General features: G+C 47.5%; 12 protein-coding genes. 6 read left to right on the plus strand and 6 right to left on the minus strand.

The genetic code is table 11. The features are described 5' to 3' along the window. Window positions 1-238: 238 nt before the first annotated feature. On the minus strand, window positions 239-1,537 hold the full coding sequence (gene hemL, locus NDI48_01475; protein ID MEP0829872.1) for a glutamate-1-semialdehyde 2,1-aminomutase: 1,299 nt from the start codon (window positions 1,535-1,537) through the stop codon (window positions 239-241). A 147-nt stretch (window positions 1,538-1,684) separates the two neighbouring features. Here hemL and NDI48_01480 point away from each other — a divergent pair, with 147 nt between their 5' ends. Both NDI48_01480 and hisIE read left to right on the plus strand, forming a co-directional pair. Next, window positions 1,685-1,849, plus strand: a complete 165-nt coding sequence (locus NDI48_01480) for a hypothetical protein (GenBank protein MEP0829873.1) — start codon at window positions 1,685-1,687, stop codon at window positions 1,847-1,849. Next, window positions 1,836-2,486, plus strand: a complete 651-nt coding sequence (hisIE, locus tag NDI48_01485; GenBank protein ID MEP0829874.1) for a bifunctional phosphoribosyl-AMP cyclohydrolase/phosphoribosyl-ATP diphosphatase HisIE — start codon at window positions 1,836-1,838, stop codon at window positions 2,484-2,486. The genes NDI48_01480 and hisIE overlap by 14 nt, the downstream gene beginning before the upstream one ends. Window positions 2,487-2,574: 88 nt before the next feature. Here hisIE and NDI48_01490 read toward each other — a convergent pair whose 3' ends face one another. The 3 genes from NDI48_01490 to map form a co-directional block, all read right to left on the minus strand. Beyond that, complete coding sequence (locus NDI48_01490) at window positions 2,575-6,831, minus strand: right-handed parallel beta-helix repeat-containing protein (GenBank protein MEP0829875.1); 4,257 nt, start codon at window positions 6,829-6,831, stop codon at window positions 2,575-2,577. A gap of 897 nt (window positions 6,832-7,728) precedes the next feature. Next, window positions 7,729-7,959: a hypothetical protein gene (locus NDI48_01495; GenBank protein MEP0829876.1), complete on the minus strand. Its 231-nt coding sequence runs from the start codon at window positions 7,957-7,959 to the stop codon at window positions 7,729-7,731. A 173-nt stretch (window positions 7,960-8,132) separates the two neighbouring features. After that, window positions 8,133-8,960, minus strand: coding sequence for a type I methionyl aminopeptidase (gene map / locus NDI48_01500; protein ID MEP0829877.1), 828 nt, complete (start codon window positions 8,958-8,960; stop codon window positions 8,133-8,135). 114 nt (window positions 8,961-9,074) lie between these two features. Between map and NDI48_01505 the strand changes: the two genes are divergently transcribed. Beyond that, entirely contained in the window at window positions 9,075-9,299 is a 225-nt protein-coding gene (locus NDI48_01505) for a CopG family transcriptional regulator (protein MEP0829878.1), read from the plus strand. 183 nt (window positions 9,300-9,482) lie between these two features. On the opposite strand, the gene NDI48_01510 is transcribed toward NDI48_01505, so the two are convergent. Beyond that, window positions 9,483-10,742: an MFS transporter gene (locus NDI48_01510; GenBank protein MEP0829879.1), complete on the minus strand. Its 1,260-nt coding sequence runs from the start codon at window positions 10,740-10,742 to the stop codon at window positions 9,483-9,485. 69 nt (window positions 10,743-10,811) lie between these two features. Here NDI48_01510 and NDI48_01515 point away from each other — a divergent pair, with 69 nt between their 5' ends. Next, a complete protein-coding gene (locus tag NDI48_01515; protein MEP0829880.1) occupies window positions 10,812-12,752 on the plus strand; it encodes a beta-lactamase family protein in 1,941 nt (646 codons plus the stop codon). Between the two features lie 112 nt (window positions 12,753-12,864). Continuing rightward, window positions 12,865-14,637 (plus strand): NAD+ synthase, encoded by a 1,773-nt coding sequence (locus NDI48_01520; GenBank protein MEP0829881.1) that lies wholly within the window; start codon window positions 12,865-12,867, stop codon window positions 14,635-14,637. A gap of 20 nt (window positions 14,638-14,657) precedes the next feature. On the opposite strand, the gene NDI48_01525 is transcribed toward NDI48_01520, so the two are convergent. Further along, complete coding sequence (locus NDI48_01525; protein ID MEP0829882.1) at window positions 14,658-15,470, minus strand: DUF928 domain-containing protein; 813 nt, start codon at window positions 15,468-15,470, stop codon at window positions 14,658-14,660. Between the two features lie 241 nt (window positions 15,471-15,711). On the opposite strand from NDI48_01525, the gene NDI48_01530 reads away from it, so the two are divergent. Next, entirely contained in the window at window positions 15,712-18,636 is a 2,925-nt protein-coding gene (locus NDI48_01530; GenBank protein ID MEP0829883.1) for a CHAT domain-containing protein, read from the plus strand. Window position 18,637 lies beyond the last annotated feature (1 nt).

Genomic DNA, 18,637 nt, shown 5'->3' on the forward strand with positions numbered 1-18,637 from the left:
GGCTTCGTCTCTTCCTGATAAGCTATCCAATTTGTTAGCAATTTCGGCTTAACCTTAATCCTCTTTAATCCCTCTGGGGAAACAATAAAAGCGAAGCATTCGTGACAGTAAATCTAGTTCGCTTTCCAGGCTTCTTCCACGAATGTTTCGCCCCTACCCATATCTCTGGAGAAATTAATCTTCAGATGGCTAATTTGAGATTTTTCATCGATAAATCGAGTCGAAATTCCTAATTAAATTACAAACTCGATAGAACCTCGCGTGCCGCTTCCAGTGTGCGGTCAATATCTTCATCCGTATGAGCTAGGGAAGTAAACCCTGCCTCAAACTGAGACGGTGCCAAGTAAACACCATGCTCCAACATTCCACGATGGAAATGACTGAACTTGGTTAAGTCAGACTTTTTGGCATCTGCGTAGTTGTGCACGGGTTCACCGGTGAAGAACATGCCGAACATGGCACTGATTTGTCCACCAAAGACTTCGTGACCGGTTTCCTTGGCAATTTGTAGCAAACCGTCTGATAGCTTCTTGGTAATGCGATCGAGCTGTTCGTAGGTGCCCGGTTTTTGCAGCAACTCCAACGTCTTAATTCCTGCTGTCATCGCTAGGGGATTACCCGAAAGCGTACCCGCTTGATACATGGGGCCTGCGGGTGCAACCATTGACATAATATCCTTACGTCCGCCGTAAGCTCCCACCGGTAATCCACCACCGATGACTTTGCCCAGTGTTGTCAAATCAGGCGTAATGCCGAATTTTTCTTGAGCACCGCCGTAAGCAATGCGGAATCCTGTCATCACTTCATCAAACACCAGCAGAGCACCATACTCTTGGGTTAGTACTCGTAAACCTTCGAGGAACCCAGCATCTGGAGGAATAAAACCAGCATTCCCGACTACTGGCTCCAAAATCACACCGGCAATTTCATCCGGAGAGGATTCAAATAGCGCTTTTACGGCTTCCAAATCATTGTAAGGAGCGGTTACGGTATTGCTAGTCGCAGACTTGGGAACACCAGGGGAATCGGGCAAGCCTAACGTCGCAACGCCAGAACCGGCCTGAACTAGGAGCATATCCGCGTGACCGTGATAGCAGCCTTCAAACTTGATAATTTTGTCACGTCCAGTAAACGCCCGCATCAACCGGATAACAGCCATACAGGCTTCGGTTCCGGAATTAACGAACCGCACCATTTCAATGCTAGGGACAGCATCAATCACCATCGATGCCAACACATTCTCTAGCGCAGAGGGAGCTCCAAAGCTAGTGCCTTTTTCCAGAGCCTCATGCAGAGCCGAAATCACGTCTGGGTGAGCATGACCGCAAATGGCTGGCCCCCAAGTACCCACATAGTCGATGTACTGGTTGCCATCTACATCCCAAATGTAGGCTCCTTTGACGTGGTCAAAAACAATGGGCTGTCCTCCCACCGATTTGAACGCCCGGACGGGGGAACTGACACCTCCTGGCATCAGGTTTTGGGCAGCGGCGAAGATTTCTTCTGATTTGGTCGTTTTAATTGTGGTATTAACCAAGGTTGTCTCCGTAAGTAGGACGTTTCAAGGTCTATCTGGGGATAAGGGTACACCTTGTTGTGAATGCCTATGCTAGTTGATTATCTCACTCAGCAAAATTCCAGAAATAGGATCTATCAAATAATCAATGACAAACTCGAAGTTTTGATGGGAGTCCGTGGAGATGCTGTTGAAATCTATAACCTTTCCGGTGCTGAGTTCTTTGGATCGCTGGACACATCACTAACTCCCAGCCTGACGACCTCACGAGATGGTATCGTGGACGGAAGAGTCATTGCTTGGGTCATCCCTCCCTATGTTGTCTGCTTCTGAATCGAATTCCTTACACCAAGCCATCCCCGTGGATAAAATTCGCTACGATGAGCGGGGATTAGTGCCGGCAATTGTACAAGACTATTTGGATGGTACTGTCTTGATGATGGCGTGGATGAATCAGGAGTCGTTACAGAAAACCCTGGAAACGGGGGAAACCTGGTTTTGGAGCCGATCGCGTTCCCAACTGTGGCATAAAGGAGAAACTTCAGGTCATCTCCAGAAAGTGCGATCGCTCCGCTATGATTGCGATAGTGATTGCTTACTGGTTACCGTCGAGCAAATTGGCGATATTGCCTGTCACACAGGAGAACGGAGTTGTTTCCATCAAGTGGATGGGACAAAAGCCGCTCCCCCAGCCGATACCTTGTCACAGGTGTTTGACGTGATTTGCGATCGCCGAGACAACCCCACTGAAACCTCGTATACCTGTAAGCTGTTTGCTGGGGGCGATAATAAGATTCTTAAAAAAATTGGTGAAGAAGCTGCCGAAGTGGTAATGGCTTGTAAGGATGACGATAAGGATGCGATCGCCTCTGAAGTTGCCGATTTGTTCTATCACACCCTTGTCGCGTTAGCCCACCATGATGTTGATGTGAAAGAGGTTTATCGTAAATTGCAAGAACGCCGAAAATAAAGCAAATAGATAGCTATTTCAGCGGTGTTAATAGCTTCCAGAAAAGCCTCGAAAAAGCCCACCTTGTTTAAAGGTGGGCTCAATCAACTTAAGGTGCAGGACAAACTGGCACGCTAGTAAAAGGCCCTCCGAAGAATTGAAGACTACCCGTGTTATTGACGGCTACATTTGCCAAATCAACAACCTGATACTGTGAATTGCCATTATTACTGAGGGCATATTGAACAAAGCTTGCCCCACTGCTGGTATTTCCATTCATTTGTAGGCACAATCGGCTTGCTGGTGCATTATTCTCTAAAACGACGCCACCGATAACTCCAGGGCTGCTAGTAACCTGATTATTAGAGAAGATGAAATTCGAGGAAGAATTACCGTTAGTATCTAGGTAAAAAGCATACCTATCACCAACATTCGTAAACTGATTGTCCGAAAAGGTCAACGTCGATACAGCATCACCGGCTGTGGCAATGCTGATTCCATCGAATCCATTGATAGTGCCTGCGTTGGTAACTTGATTGTTAGAAACACTCAACTCAGTCTGACCAGTTGTATTCGTGAATTGAATCGCATTGTTAACCGAATTGGTAATCGAATTGTTAGCAATCGTGATGTTGCCTGTCACTTCATTTAAGTTAATCCCATCAACACCACTATTGCTAATTGTGTTCCCTTGCAGCGTGAGATTGCGGCTATTGGTTGCAGAAATACCGTTTTGGCTAGAATCCACAATTTCCAATCCAGACGCAGTCAATCCCCCTGAAACATTGTTAATCCGAACACCATTCACCGCATTGGTAATCAGACTCCCTGGATTAGCAGCAATGCTAACAATTCCAGTAGAATCAACCACTGAAATACCATCATTCGTGGGTTGGGCAACTGTAATGGTGCTGTTATTCACATCAAAAATACCACTAACGCCGGAGAAGCTAAGACCACTCGTCGCGGAATTAGTACTCGTCAGCGTAGATTGAGTGAGGCTGCCATTGTTCACATTCGTGGCAGTTAAAGCCGCCCCACCTGTACTATTCACCTGCAATCCGGATAGATTCACACTACCCGTACTTTGCTCCAAGGCAATACCTGCCTCCGTGCCATTGGTGGTAATGGTACTGCCCGCATTAGCGTTGAGGTTGACAGTGCCTGTAATGTTGCTAGCTAAAATACCATTTTGTGCAGGCGTGGTGACATTAACCGTCGTATCGCTTACCCCAACAGTACCACTGACACCGTTGAGGGTAATGCCATTAGTAGCGGAATTAGTGCTGCTGAGGGTGCTTTGAGCAATGTTGGCGTTGTTGATATTAGCCGCTTCCAACACTGCCCCACCGGTTGCCGTGGCTTGTAATCCCGATAGGTTGACACTACCCGTACTTTCTCTCAAAGAAAGGCTAGCTGCCGTGCCATTGGTATTAATCTGACTGCCACTGTTAGCAGCGATGTTGACAGTTCCCGTCACATTCTCTGCGGAAATCCCATTTCCTGTCGGATTGGTGACATTGACACTACTGTTGGATACATCCACCTTGCCACTGACACCATTGAGGGTAATGCCGTTGGTTGCAGAATTGGTACTGCTAAGAATACTTTGGCTAATATTGGCCTCATTCAGGTTAGTCGCTTCCAGCACTGCGCCACCGGTTGCCGTGGCTTGTAGTCCTGATAAATTGACACTGCCAGTACTTTCTCTTAAAGAGATACTAGCCGCCGTGCCATTAGTATTAATCTGACTGCCACTGTTAGCAGCGATGTTGACAGTTCCTGTCACATTCTCTGCGGAAATCCCATTCCCAGTGGGATTGGTGACATTGACAGTACTGTTAGATACATCAACTCTGCCACTAACACCATTGAGGGTGATGCCATTGGTTGCAGAATTGGTACTGCTAAGGATACTTTGGCTAATATTGGCCTCATTCAGGTTAGTCGCTTCCAGTGCGGCTCCACCTGTACTATTCACCTGCAATCCTGATAGATTCACACTACCTGTACTTTGCTCTAGGGCAATGCCTGCCTCGGTGCCATTGGTAGTAATGGTGCTACCCGCCTTGGCGTTGAGGTTAACGGTGCCTGTAATGTTGCTAGCTAAAATACCATTTTGTGCAGGCGTGGTGATATTAACCGTCGTATCGCTTACCCCAACAGTACCACTCACACCGTTGAGGGTAATGCCGTTGCTGGCAGAATTGGTACTACTGAGGGTGCTTTGGCTAATGTTGGCGTTGTTAATGTTGGTGGCTTCCAACACTGCCCCACCGGTTGCCGTGGCTTGTAATCCGGATAGGTTAACACTTCCAGTACTTTCTCTCAAAGAAAGACTAGCCGCCGTCCCATTGGTGTTAATCTGACTGCCACTGTTGGCAGCGATATTTACCGTACCTGTAACATTCTCTGCCGAAATCCCATTCCCCGTCGGATTGGTGACATTGACACTTGTGTTGGATACATCCACCGTGCCATTGACACCATTGAGGGTAATGCCATTCGTGGCGGAATCGGTACTGCTGAGGGTGCTTTGGCTAATGTTGGCGTTGTTGATATTAGTCGCTTCCAACACAGCCCCACCGGTAGAATTAGCTTGTAATCCCGATAGGTTGACACTACCCGTACTTTCTCTTAAGGAGATGCCGACGGCACTACCACTGGTGTTAATCTGACTGCCACTGTTGGCAGCGATATTTACGGTACCCGTGATATTCTGCGCCGAGAGTCCACTAATCGTGGGATTAATTACCGTCAGCGTGCTGTTCGTCACATCCAAGTTACCACTGACGCCATTCAGAGTAATGCCATTCGTCGCGGAATTGGTACTGGAAAAACTGCTTTGGCTAATGCTGGCATTATTGATGTTAGTCGCTTCTAGGGCTGCCTCACCGGTACTCGTAATGTTGTTATTGGTTAACGTTACCGTTCCCGTGACATTTTCCAAGCGGACGCCTTGGGCGGTACTGGTGACAGTGTTATCGCGAATGATTGCATTGCTGATATTCCTGGCTTCAATTCCAGGAGTATTGGTGGATGCGATCGCAAACCCCGATAGTACGGTATTATTTCCCAGCGTGACGGTTCCCGCCACATTCGACACATTGCCACTGCCTGAACCCGGAAGCCGTACTAAACCAAACTCCTTGGTGAGAATTTCCTGTATCGGTCCACTCGATAATACCTGCACTCCATCCCGAATCTGAAAGCTGGATAATGCGGGAGAATTGCTCGCAGAGCTTACATAAACAATACTGTTGCCATCAGACTGGGTGGCACCAAGAGCCGCTTCAATGGCAGCAAAGGGATTTTCAATCGTACCATTTCCCCCCGCTTGCCCTGAATTGACGTGTTGGAACACATAAGGAGCACCCGTTTGGGGATTGGTTGCCGCGACAGTGACGTTTTGGCTAAACGATGTCGCTTCGGTTTGGGAATCGACAGCAATACTGTTGGTGCGCGAGATGGATTCTCCCAATCGGGCGACAACCGATTCCGATTCATTCTTGAATCTCTTGGGACGAGTTCCAGGGAAGGTAACTCCCACATTAAACAGTACGTTCGTGCCAAAAATCCGGTCATCTTGCACCGCTACGCCAATGTTCAGGTTGTCTGTAGGACGCGCTTCCAGCCTTACACGCCAACCCAGAGCAGAGTCAGTGCCTTTACCACCGTAATAGTACACTCCACCATAGCCACGTAAATCGCCACTATCCCCTAGCTTGGCAATTTTGGCTCCTGCCTCAATGTCAAATCCCCCCAGTGCCGCTTCATAACGCCGGACTTGTTGGCTTTCTCGGATTGCCTGTGTAATTAAATAGTTGCCTTGGAAGAAAGGGGTACCACTCGCCTGTAAACCTGTATCAAAACCCGTCTCACTCACCAACTTGCGGCTATTGCCCAGAGGGATATAGCCATTGACTCGAAAGTCCCAAACTTTGCCCAGACTTTCCAAGCCTAATCCTAATTGGTTAAAGCTGCTTTTACCCGTGCTGCGATTGTCGTAAGAGACATAACCACCAAACGTGCGGTTTAACTCGGAGTTGTAGAGACGATGGCCCAACAGCAGGTTACCACCCAAATCAGCACTATTATCTAACAGCAGCCGCCCTTCTAGGAACGTCAGGTTCGTACCAGGGTTTTGTAGTAGCGGCACAAAACCCTCGAAGCGAGTAAAACCATCGTAACCTCCGCCAGAAGTACTGTATCCCACTCCTAGGCGAGGCGTAATCCGCAAGTCCACCGCTGAAGCTGTTGATTTCGGGGTAATATCTTCCGGATTTTGGACTTGAGCAACTACTGGATTACTCAAAGTTAGGGATAGCAATAAACCTGTACAGACAGACAAAGGTGTGCTTTTCACTCTCAGTGAACTCCTATCCTTAAAACAACAATTGGTCGAAGCACGCCCCGCAACTCGCTGCGCTAACGAGTTGACAAAATACCCAATTAATTTGGGCAAAAATTAATAACTCACGCCTAAAAAAACTCGAAAAGAGATATATCTTATTAAGGTTTATTCCTCTAACTGCTTTCTACAGATATTTAGCCGACTGTAACCTGACCTATTTTTTCCTTCTAACTTAAAAGCCAATATCAGGAAAGACGTTTATTTTTTAGGATTGCCCAGGATGCTCTGTACCTGGCAAAAGAGAGAAAGATAGAATTCCCTGGCTGAAGAATTTCGTGCAGATTCCTTGCAACTGAGCAACCACTAAGTGCATCACCCCGCTCACAGACATGTAACCTAAAGTTAGTGAGCGCTATGTATGGATTTTATTAGGGTAAATGGTCACGATGAACCCTTAGTCAAAATACTTTTATGGCTCAGTTTTCACCCGCTACGATCTGTGTAGCTTAGCCGTTAGTATTCAGTTTAAAAAGCTGAAAGGTAAGATAGGAATAATTACCCTGATCACTGATATTATTTATTATTATCTCAAAGACGGGTTGGTGCCAATAAGCGACTTTTGCACAAAGCTCTTAAGTCAGGTAAAACCTTTATACAGAGCGGGATAACAAGATTTTCAAAGAGTTGGTGAAGACGCAGTGGCAGTGGTCCTGATTTGTAAAGATGATGACCTGAATGCGATCGCGCCTGAAGTGAGTGATCGGTTTGATGCAACTTTGTGGCTATAGCTGATCACACAGTTGAGTTGGTGGCTATTTATCGCCAATGACAATAACGCCGCCGATAGGTCTTGCGGCGGCGTTGAAAAGCTGACTTCATAAAGGGTAGGCATGATCTACCCTTCTTTTCCTAAGACTTAGGCAGATATTGGCTACCGTAGGCGTCGATCTCAAAGGCAGGAGTACGCTGGGTGTAGTCTGTTTCAGCGCCAGTAATGGATTGAGCCAGTGTTTCAAAGGACTCAGAACGCCAGTTGCGCTCGTGGATGGGCTTGGTTTGCTCACCCCGGAAGTACGCTTGAGTGCCGATAATCGCTGCTGCTGCCCAGCCCACCACAAATAAGGCAATTAGGATAGTCATGGAAGTTTCCCCTTGCGTTATGTTTAGTTTTGTAACTTTATCTGTAAATAAATGTAACAAGTATTTTACAAGAGTGTCAATTTACGGTAATCACTAAACAAAGTAGGGTTAACCTCACCTAAGTTGCCCTGTTAGAGATTAGATATGGGTGGGTATGCACCCTGGAATTGGAATTAGAGCTTTGTGCGATCCGTTAAGATTTCGCAGCCATCTTCAGTTACCAGTACCGTATGTTCAAACTGCGCTGACAGGGAATCATCAGCAGTTACCACCGTCCAACCATCGGCTAACAATCGTGTTTCCTTAGAACCTGCACAGAGAATCGGTTCAATCGTTAATGTCATTCCAGAGCGCAGCTTAACATTGGGTAATTCACGGGTGCGGAAGAAGAAAACACAAGGTTCTTCGTGTAGAGTCCGTCCCACACCGTGACCGGTGAAATCTTCCACGATGCTAAAACCATTTGTTTGCACATGGTCTTGCACAGTACCAGCAATATCCATTAAATAATTTCCGGCTTTAACTTGCTCGATACCCTTGTAAAGCGCTTCCTGTGCGACACGAATGAATTTTGCCGCGTCCGCAGAGACTTCATCGATCGCAATTGTGATGCAAGAGTCACCGTGAAAGCCTTGGTAGTAAGCACAGGTATCAACCTTGAGAACATCACCACTTTGAATCACTCGCTTAGAGCTAGGGATGCCATGTACAGCCTCGTTGTTAATACTGGTACACAGGGTTGCCGGAAAGCCACGATACCCCTTGAGGCTGGGAACTGCGCCCATTTCCCGGATGCGCTGCTCCGCATAAATATCCAAATCCAGCGTTGTCATTCCTGGCTGAGCAATTTCTGAAATCTCTTTCAATACGGTTGCCACAATCTTCCCCGCCTGACGCATAATGCCGATTTCACGCTGTGATTTGATTTCGATTGCACGACGTTGCTTTTTGGCAGGGGAGGGTTGAACAGGCTGGGACAGGAGGTCGTTAAGAATATTCATGGATGGAATTGAATCGGGCTGCTACTTTAGCATAGCGTAGCATGGCTTAGCGTCTTGTACTAAACCAAAAAGGGTCACTATACTTAATAAGGAGACACAATACAGAAATCTGTAATGGGCGGTAAAACTTCACTGGCGGGTGTGACAACTTACATTCCACCAGAGTGGAAAAAAGAGCTAGAAGAGTGGGCACAGGACGAAGAGCGCTCTGTGTCTTGGCTCCTGTTAAAGCTAATCGGAAATGCACTTGAACAGAGGCGTCAGGAAGCACCGCCACAAAAAAGTGCTGAGCCATTGAGCCTAGTCAGTAACGACAAAACAGCATCCGCAAAAAACTAACCCATGGGGAGAATGCTGAGTGGAATGAAAAGTTAGCCCAGAGGACGAGTACAGTTCGGCAGAAATAACCATCCACTTGAAAAAGGTTAAAAAGATTTACTGTACAAACTTTCTTACCTTCTGTCCTCACTAAAGCTCCGGTCTGCCTTCTGCCTCCTGCCTCCTGCCTTCTGCCTTCTTGCACTAGAGCGATCGCGGATGGGTTCGCAGCATCCGATGAAGCAACTGCAAAATCAGGATACCCACGCTGGTACTGGCAACAGCCGCCAACCAAAAATTCTCAGCCATGTAACGTGACTGATCTAATGCCCACCCACCGAGAGGAGGGCCAATAAAGTAGCCAATCGCCCAACACTGAGAGTTCAGCGACAGGTAAACGCCCCGCAGTGATTCCGGGGCGATATCTACAACCAGGGCAGAAGCTGAAGGGGTATAAGCGACAGTGGCGATTGCTAAAATCCCCAAGGCTAAAATCGCCCAAATCAGGGCATTGGTCACAACAGTTCCCGTCACCCAAACGAGGACAAAACCAGCCCCAAATATCAGCATGGAAATCATCAAGGCATGGGGACGACTGAAACGATTGAGCTGACGAGCCACTGGCAACTGACACAAGGCGGAAAAAGCCACATGCCAGGTAAACAAACCACTGATGATTTGGGGTGAGAATCCCTTCCCTGTGCTTCCCCCTGGTACAAAGTTAGTGAAATAGAGGGGCATCGTGCTTTGTAACTGAGAGATGTAGATGGTGAATAAGATATTCACCAACAGGTACACCATCAGACGCCGATCGCCAAATGCCTCCGCCCAACCTCTGCCCAGTAGTGTGGGAGAATGCTGATTAAATTTACGAGTTTCTGCGATCGCGGCATACACAACCGCAAAGAACACCACAAAAGAGATGCCATCGATCGCGAATAGCACCCGATAATTACCCGTCGTTCCAATCAACATCCCTCCAAGTATCACCCCCAACCCTAAGCCAGCACTATCCGCCAACCGCGTGATTGCAAAAGCCTCGCTGCGTTGCTCCATGGTCGTCAAATCAGCGACAGCCGCTTCTGTAGCAGGCCAATAAAGACCAATCCCCAAACCCATGAGCAGGTTACCCACAATAAAGCTGGGAAAGTCAAAAGTTAAGGCTAATACCACATCCGCCACCGCAGAAACCGCCGCCGAGAGCAACAGTGTCCGCTTGCGTCCCCAGAAATTTGAGTCCGCAAAAGAACCGCCCAAAAAGCGACCAATAACCCCAGAAATAGAGCCACTGCCCAAGCCAATTCCTACGGCTGTCGCCGATAACCCCACTTGATTGACAAAAAATATCGGTGCATAGAACATCGTAAATCCGGTGCCAATTTGCGAGAGCAATCGACCCGCAGCGAGAATCCAGACTTGGTAACTCAGTTGCGGTAGCCAGGATAGCAGCTTGTGCTTGGGCATGGGATGTTGGCGGAAAACTCACAACCTTATTAGGATAGAGGGAATTTTTATCATCGAATAAAGAAAGCTTTGCGAAAACTGCACGCTGTATTAGTTGGGCTGACTCTGGTTTGGTTGCTCTCCGGATTGCCCTGCTTTGCCCAAGGGTTACCCACGCCTGCACCTTCAGGGCCAACTGACCCACAAGAACTCGAAGCTTTCGTGGATAAATTTTTTGCCGAACAGATGCTCAAAGAGCATATCCCTGGTGCTGTGTTTGTTCTAGTCAAAGATGGCAAAATCTTTTTCAGCAAGGGTTACGGTTATGCTGACTTGGAGCAGAAAATACCTGTCGTTCCAGACAAAACACTATTTCGTGTGGGTTCTATCTCCAAGCTGCTCACGAGCACAGCCGTCATGCAACTCGCTGAACAGGGCAAGCTTAAACTAGACGATGATGTCAACAAGTACCTCAAGCACTTTCAAATCCCGAACACCTATCCTAAGCCAGTCACCGTTGCCAACTTACTGACTCACACCCATGGGTTCGATTCCGGCTGGGGCATTAAAGCTTTCGCTCACAGTAAATCTGAAATGACTCCGCTGGGGGAGTATCTCGCTAAACGGCTTCCACCGCGCATCCTACCACCGGGTGAAGTGTTTCTCTACAGTGATGTGGGGATGACGCTGGCAGGCTACTTGGTACAGGCAATTTCCGGCGTTCCCTTTGAGCAATACATCCAGGAAAACATCTTGCAGCCGCTGGATATGCGTCGCAGTAGCTTTTTCCAACCACTGCCATCTCAGCTAGCACCGGATTTAGCCGTAGGCTACAGGTATAAAAATGGCACCTATCAGCGACGACCCTTTGCCTTCAACAATAATGTCCCCGGTAGTGCCTTGATGGCAACGGCTACGGATATAGCGCATTTTGCGATCGCCCATTTACAAGATGGTCGTTACGGTGCAGCGCGTATCTTAAACGAGGCAACAGCCCAGGAAATGCATCGCCAGCAGTTTGCCCACCATCCGGGTATGGTAGGTTCAGCTTATGGTTTCTCCGAAAGCTGGGAAAACAAGCAAAAAGCACTGGAACATGGCGGTCGCTTAAACGGATATACAACACGCCTGTATTTACTCCCCGAACAGAACTTGGGCTTTTTTGTTTCGTGCAACAATAATCCGACTTCTTTACCCAGAGAACTGGCAACTCAGTTTTTAAAGCATTACTATCCCGTGAAGGAGAAACCCGCTTCGGTTTCCCCAACGACCAAGGGTTCTCATAAAGCCGATCCACGTTTGTACGGCACTTATCGCTACAATCGCTATTCCCACCTCACGGTGGAAAAGTTGGCGGCAGTTTTGGGGGACGCGCCGGAGGTTCAGGTGATGGCAGGCGCGGGGAACGATGGGACTCTAGCCTTGTACGTGCCAGAATTCAAGTGGCAAGAAGTGGAACCCTTGTTATTTCGCTCGATTTACTCGGATACTCAGTTGTCGTTTCGACAAAACGAGCAAGGTCGGATTACTCACATGTTCATTGGCGATTCCGTCTTTGCCGCCCTGGAAAAGTTAGCTTGGTATGAAACCAATGCTTTTCAGTTGACATTGGGAGTATTTTGTGCATTGACTTTTTTGTCGGCTAGCTTGGTGGGATTGGTGAGTTGGCTGATGCGCCGTATCCGCAAACAATTGCCCCTAACTTCAATCATGGCTCGACGGGCGCAATGGTTGGCAGTGTTAGTCTGTACCTTGAACCTAGTGTTTGCGATCGGTATGGGCTTGGCTATTTTTGGCACCGACTACTGGCAGCTTTTCTTCGGACTGCCGAGGGTCGCGATCGCCTTACTTGTCCTTCCACCCATCACCACAGGTTTGACGCTGGGACTGATTATTCTTACAGTTCTGGCTTGGAAAAACAAATACTATTCCCTGATCGGACGGCTGCACTACTCGTTGATGACTGTAGCGGCAGTTGGATTCATTTTCTTCCTTAACTACTGGAACCTATTGGGATTTCGCATGTACTAGGAAAAACAGTAGTCGGGAGGTTGACACGCTAAGGGCGATCACCACTAATCTTCAACTATAAGGAACCTACCTTCAGAAGCTCCTGCAAAAAACCTTCTACCTTCAACCGACTATGAAACTGGCGATCGCTCAACTCAATCCCACCATTGGCGACCTTACAGGTAACGCTCAACAGATTTTAGAAGCGGCAAGACTTGCCGCCGATCAGGGTGCGCGTCTCTTACTGACGCCGGAACTCTCCTTATGTGGCTATCCGCCGAGAGACTTACTGCTTAATCCCAGTTTCGTGGAGTCCATGGCAACAACTCTAAAACAGTTGGCAGAACAATTGCCGCCATCCCTGGCTGTTTTGGTGGGAACGGTGGAACCTAACCCTAGTGCCCATGTTGCCGGAGGTAAGCCGCTATACAACAGCATCAGCTTACTGGATCAGAGTAAGGTGCAGCAGATTTTCCACAAACGCCTGTTGCCCACCTACGATGTTTTTGATGAATACCGCTACTTTGAACCGGGACTTCAGAGTAATTTGTTCACGCTGGAGTTGGAGGAGTCAGCCACCCCACTCCGTATTGGTGTGACGATTTGCGAAGATTTATGGAATGATGAAGAGTTTTGGGGTAGACGGAATTATTCGGTTAATCCCATTGCTGACCTCGCTAAACATGGCGTCGATTTAATGGTGAACCTGTCTGCCTCTCCTTACAGAGTAGGGAAGCAAAAACTACGGGAGGCTATGTTGCGGCATAGTACGTTTCGTTACAAGCAACCTATCCTTTATGTCAATCAAGTGGGGGGCAATGATGACTTGTTGTTTGATGGCAGCAGTGTGGCGTTTAACGGTGCGGGTGAGATGATGTGTCGCGCCCGTGCTTTTGAGACGGATTTAGTTTTGTTGGAAATTGATCCGCAAGCACGAGATTTTTTACCGGGGGCGATCGCACCCCTCCCCGCCAGCGCCGATGAGGAAATTTGGTCAGCCCTGGTTCTCGGTGTTCGGGACTATGCCCGCAAGTGTGGCTTTAGGAAAGTCGTGATTGGTTTGAGTGGGGGGATTGATTCAGCCTTAGTGGCGGCGATTGCCACAGAAGCTCTGGGTGCGGACAATGTCCTGGGTGTTCTCATGCCTTCTCCCTATAGTTCTGATCACTCGGTTCAGGATGCTCAAGCCCTAGCGGCTAATTTAGGGATTAAGACTCACCTGCTGGCGATTGGGGAGTTAATGCAGAATTATGACAAAACCTTAGAAGGGTTGTTTGCGGGGACAGAGTTTGGCCTTGCCGAGGAGAATATACAATCACGGATTCGAGGTAACTTGTTAATGGCGATCGCTAATAAATTCGGTTATCTCCTCCTCTCCACCGGTAACAAGTCGGAAATGGCTGTGGGTTACTGCACCCTCTACGGTGATATGAATGGTGGATTAGCCGTGATTGCCGATGTACCCAAAACCCGTGTCTACACCTTGTGCAAGTGGTTGAACACCGATTTAACATCGAGTTCATTTTGTCATCTACAATCCAAAAGCACAATTCCTGAATTCGAGATTATCCCAGCCAATATTCTCGCCAAACCCCCCAGCGCTGAACTCAAACCCGGTCAAGTCGATCAAGACTCTCTGCCGCCTTATCATGCCCTCGACGACATTTTGTATCGATGGATTGAACAGCACCAATCACTCGAACAAATCGTTGCCGCCGGTCATGCGCCAGTGGTGGTTGATCAAGTCGTGCGGTTAGTGGCACGATCCGAATTTAAGCGACGACAGGCACCGCCGGGATTGAAAATTACTGACCGAGCTTTCGGTACCGGCTGGCGTATGCCGATCGCTAGTCGGTGGGTAACCGGAAGTACTGAGTTACCCAAGCCACAGTCTAAGCCGATCTAATTTAATCAGTACAGACCCACTCATCGGGGTGATGTTGGTAGCTTCTTGAAAGTATTATCCAGCTTTACCGAATTGAGTAGTTTGTTCCAAGCCTGGGCTAATTCATTATCATTAGGGCGATCGCGCCGTAGTTCAACGAGGCTGGCTACCGTCTCATACCACAGCCCAGCATTGGCATAGAGAGCAACACGATCTTTAGGTGTTGCCTGCTGAATTCTCTGGGCAAGGGTTGGGTCGGGTCTAACTCGCACGATCCCGCCATCGGCTAAGATATCGTTTGAGCTATCAGAAAGCCCAGAAGGATCGGGAGGACAAATGACCCTTAACATCCAGTGATAGCCCTGATCCATCTGCAACGGGGAGAAGTTAGCAGAGGCCGGAAGAGAGAAACTCATTATGCCCGGAGAACCCACGACCCATCCATCAGATGACTTCGCCAACGTATACTTAACCGAGTAAATGTCCTGCTCTTTGGTATCCCGCACCAGCAACTCCACCTCGGATGCGGATGACTTGGGCATATACCAAAAGACAGTCGGATACGGTGCTGCCGTTGCTCCTACTCCAGAATCTGGAACCAATGCTGTGACTGTCGCTTCAGGAGGCTGGATGCATGGGTTCCCTCTCGTTGCTCCACCCTGTCGATTGACAGGAATTCCTCGACGTGGTGGCGTAAAATTCCATTGGCTGGGTAACTTGCCACTGAGTGAGGTGTTAGGTCTCGACTGCTTTGGCACCTGCGCGGAAAGATTGGCTCCAAACCCCATTGTTAAAGTCATCGCCACGATGGCTGTCAGGATAATGATGCGTAATGAACGATTGAACCAAGCCATGAACACAGGATTTCAACAAAGAGCAGGATATTTCTACAAGATGGCAGAATCCAAGCCTAATGACAAAGTTTGAGCCGATTTTGTTTCTAACTGGAAACAAGTATTAACACTCAGGGGTCAGGCAACACCAACGAGCATAAGTATTACCTTAGGTAGATTAGGAGTTTGCACAAGACAGATATGCTGCTGTCTCAAGTACTTTTGGCACTTGGCTCGTTCGTGCCAGACTTGTCTATCTCCTATGCATCAATCCGTAAAATTGTTTAGCTGTGCGGCGGCGACCTTGCTGTATGCTGTAAGTTTTTCTATGCCCGTTTTCGCCACCACGCTGAACAAAGTCACCTCTGAAGATGGCATACAGCCTTTAAAGCGCAGCCAATTGCCGGAAGTTGCACAAAACTTGGAGCCAGTTCCAGACATTTCCCAACTCTTGAGTGTTCCTTATACTAAAAAGGCCACTACTCATGCGGAGAGAATGGAAATTCTCCAGGAACTACTAAATGTTTATACGTCCCTAAAAGACTCTCAGCAAACAATTGAACTTTCCAAAGTTATCTTACCCATGGCACAAGAATGGGGAGAGCATGATACAGAATTAAAATTGCTGCTCGCTTTAGGAGAAGCTTACAATTCTACCGAAAACTATCAGCAAGCCTTGAAGTCCGCTAACGCCAGCTTAGGACTCGCCCAAGCACTACAAAATCCTCATGCTCAAGCTGTTGCTTTTTTGACGTTAGCTAGAGCGTCCCAGTCTTTAGCCTCACCGCCAAGTGACTATCGAAAAGCAACGATGGCAGCCATATCAAGCTTGACTACAACTTGGCAAATTAAAGACTATGACTCCCAAGCCAATGCACTAGCAATTCTGGGTAGCGTTTACCATTCTCGTCGAGATAATCGAAGTGCCGTTCTTTTTGCTCGGCAAGGCTTAAAGGTAGCTAAAGAAAACGATATTCCTACGGCCACGGCCGTTTCACTATTAACGTTAGCTGGCGTTTACCTCCAAGAGGGAAGATATCAGAACGTTATTAGATCTACACAAGAAGGTACAGATGTTTTACAAAAACTCCAGAAACAAGAAGAAGTAAGCGCGGCTACTGTGATGCAGGCTCTGGCTTTTTTAGGACAGGGTAATGTTCAACAATCCCTTAACTTAGCCGAACAGGGATTAGCCAGTGCACGAGACATTAAAAGCTTTCGGATTGAAGCCTTAGCACTGATCGTTTTGAGTTCGGGTTATTCCCGCAATGGAGATGAACAAAAAGCTCTGGAGTTAATAAACCAAAGCCTCGTGATTGCCCAAGATATCAACAACAAAGACTTAGAATCATTAATTTTGGAAGTTCGTGGTGAGATTTATCGGCAAGCTGGACAGACACAACAAGCCATTGCCTCCTATCAAGAGGCTCTCTCCATTACTAATAATTTTAGTACTCTGGCTGGACTATCCCGCCTTTACCAAGAATCGAATCTATTAGCAACAGCGATCGTTTATTATAAACAGGCTATTAACAAAAATGAAGAACAAAATCCTAGAATAATTGCTGGGTTACCTGTTTGGTTGCAACAATCGTTTCCTCAAGCCATACAAAACATTAATGGCTTAGAAACCACCAACGTTTATCGCTCGTTTACCCATTTATTGCTTGCCCAAACACGCCGATTAGAAGCGCTGCAAGTATTAGAACTGCTCAAAGGTCAAGAGTTACGAGAATATACGGGCAACCCCAGAGTCAACAACACCCCACAAGGTCAGCCCGCGAGCTTAACCATAACACCGACCGAGCAACAAATTTTTCAAGAATATGGCAGCTTGATCAGCTTTGGAAATCGCTTAGCGGATTGCCAGAAAACTCGCTGCTCAGAGTTGACGCAGCTCTTGGAACAGCGAGGAGTCTTGACTCAGCAATATTATCAAACCCTAGAACAACTAGAAACAGCAATTCGGAACAAGCGAAATTCAGATGAGGCGTTTGTTGACCCTAACCAATTCGCTCAAAAAGCTAAAAAGCTGGTAGAATCTCAACCCGGAACCCTATTGATTTATCCGTTGGTTTTGGATGATAAAATTTGGCTGATGTGGGCATCAAAAGGGGGCATTTTCACGAGTGTAGAAGTTTCGGGAGTCAATCAAGGTCGGTTAGAAGAAACGGTTGCTAGATTTCGTCAGTTATTACAAAATCGTCTCTCCAATATGGACGAGTTGCACGCCACGGGTCAGCAATTGTATGACTGGCTGCTCAAACCTTTGGAAAAGGAACTCAAAGCCAATGATATTCACAACTTAGTGTTTGCTCTAGACCGTTCAACCCGCTACATCCCCATGGGTGCCCTATTTGATGGCGAAAAGTATTTAATTGAAAACTATAGTGTTTCTACTGTACTCTCTGCTCAGTTGACAGACACTTCATCCCCTACAGATAAGCCGCGTGTTGTGAGCAGTTCATCGGATACCAAGGGGACTCTGAATGAGGATGAAAACCAAGTTCTGGCGTTAGGCTTATCTGAGGCTGCTGGTGGTTTTCCCCCCCTGCCTCATGTTCCCGAAGAGTTAAATGCAATCGTGCGCCAGGATACGAATGAAACATCGGGAATTTATCCAGGCCAAGAATTTCTCAATCAAGATTTTACCTTTTTCACTTTACGGGATAACTTACCCAATCATGATTTCTTACATATCGCGACTCATAGCAAATTTGTTCCAGGACGAGCTAATCAGTCTTTTTTCCTACTTGGTACAGGTGAGAGATTAGCGATTCCTGAGATCGAAACTAGGCTAAATTTACGTAATATCAATATGGCTGTACTATCAGCTTGCGAAACTGCCTTGGGAGGTAAGGGACTCGACGGGAGAGAAATTGCAGGTGTTGGCTATTACTTTCTTAAAGGTGGAGCCAAAACTGTCATGGCATCTTTGTGGAGAGTGGATGATTACAGTACTCGCCTGTTGATGGAGAAATTTTACGATAATTTAGCCAAGGGAACGGCCACCTCACCGATATCGAAAGCCGAGGCTCTCCGTCAAGCTCAACTGGAACTTCTCCACACGAAGATTACACAAGAGAACTATCCCAAAGATTCCCGCTTGCCACGCACCGAGCAAAACATTACCTTGGCTCATCCCTACTATTGGGCACCCTTTATTCTGATGGGACGCGGACTTTAAC

Origin of the sequence: Microcoleus sp. AS-A8 (assembly GCA_039962225.1) — a bacterium.
Taxonomy (GTDB): Bacteria; Cyanobacteriota; Cyanobacteriia; order Cyanobacteriales; family Coleofasciculaceae; genus Allocoleopsis.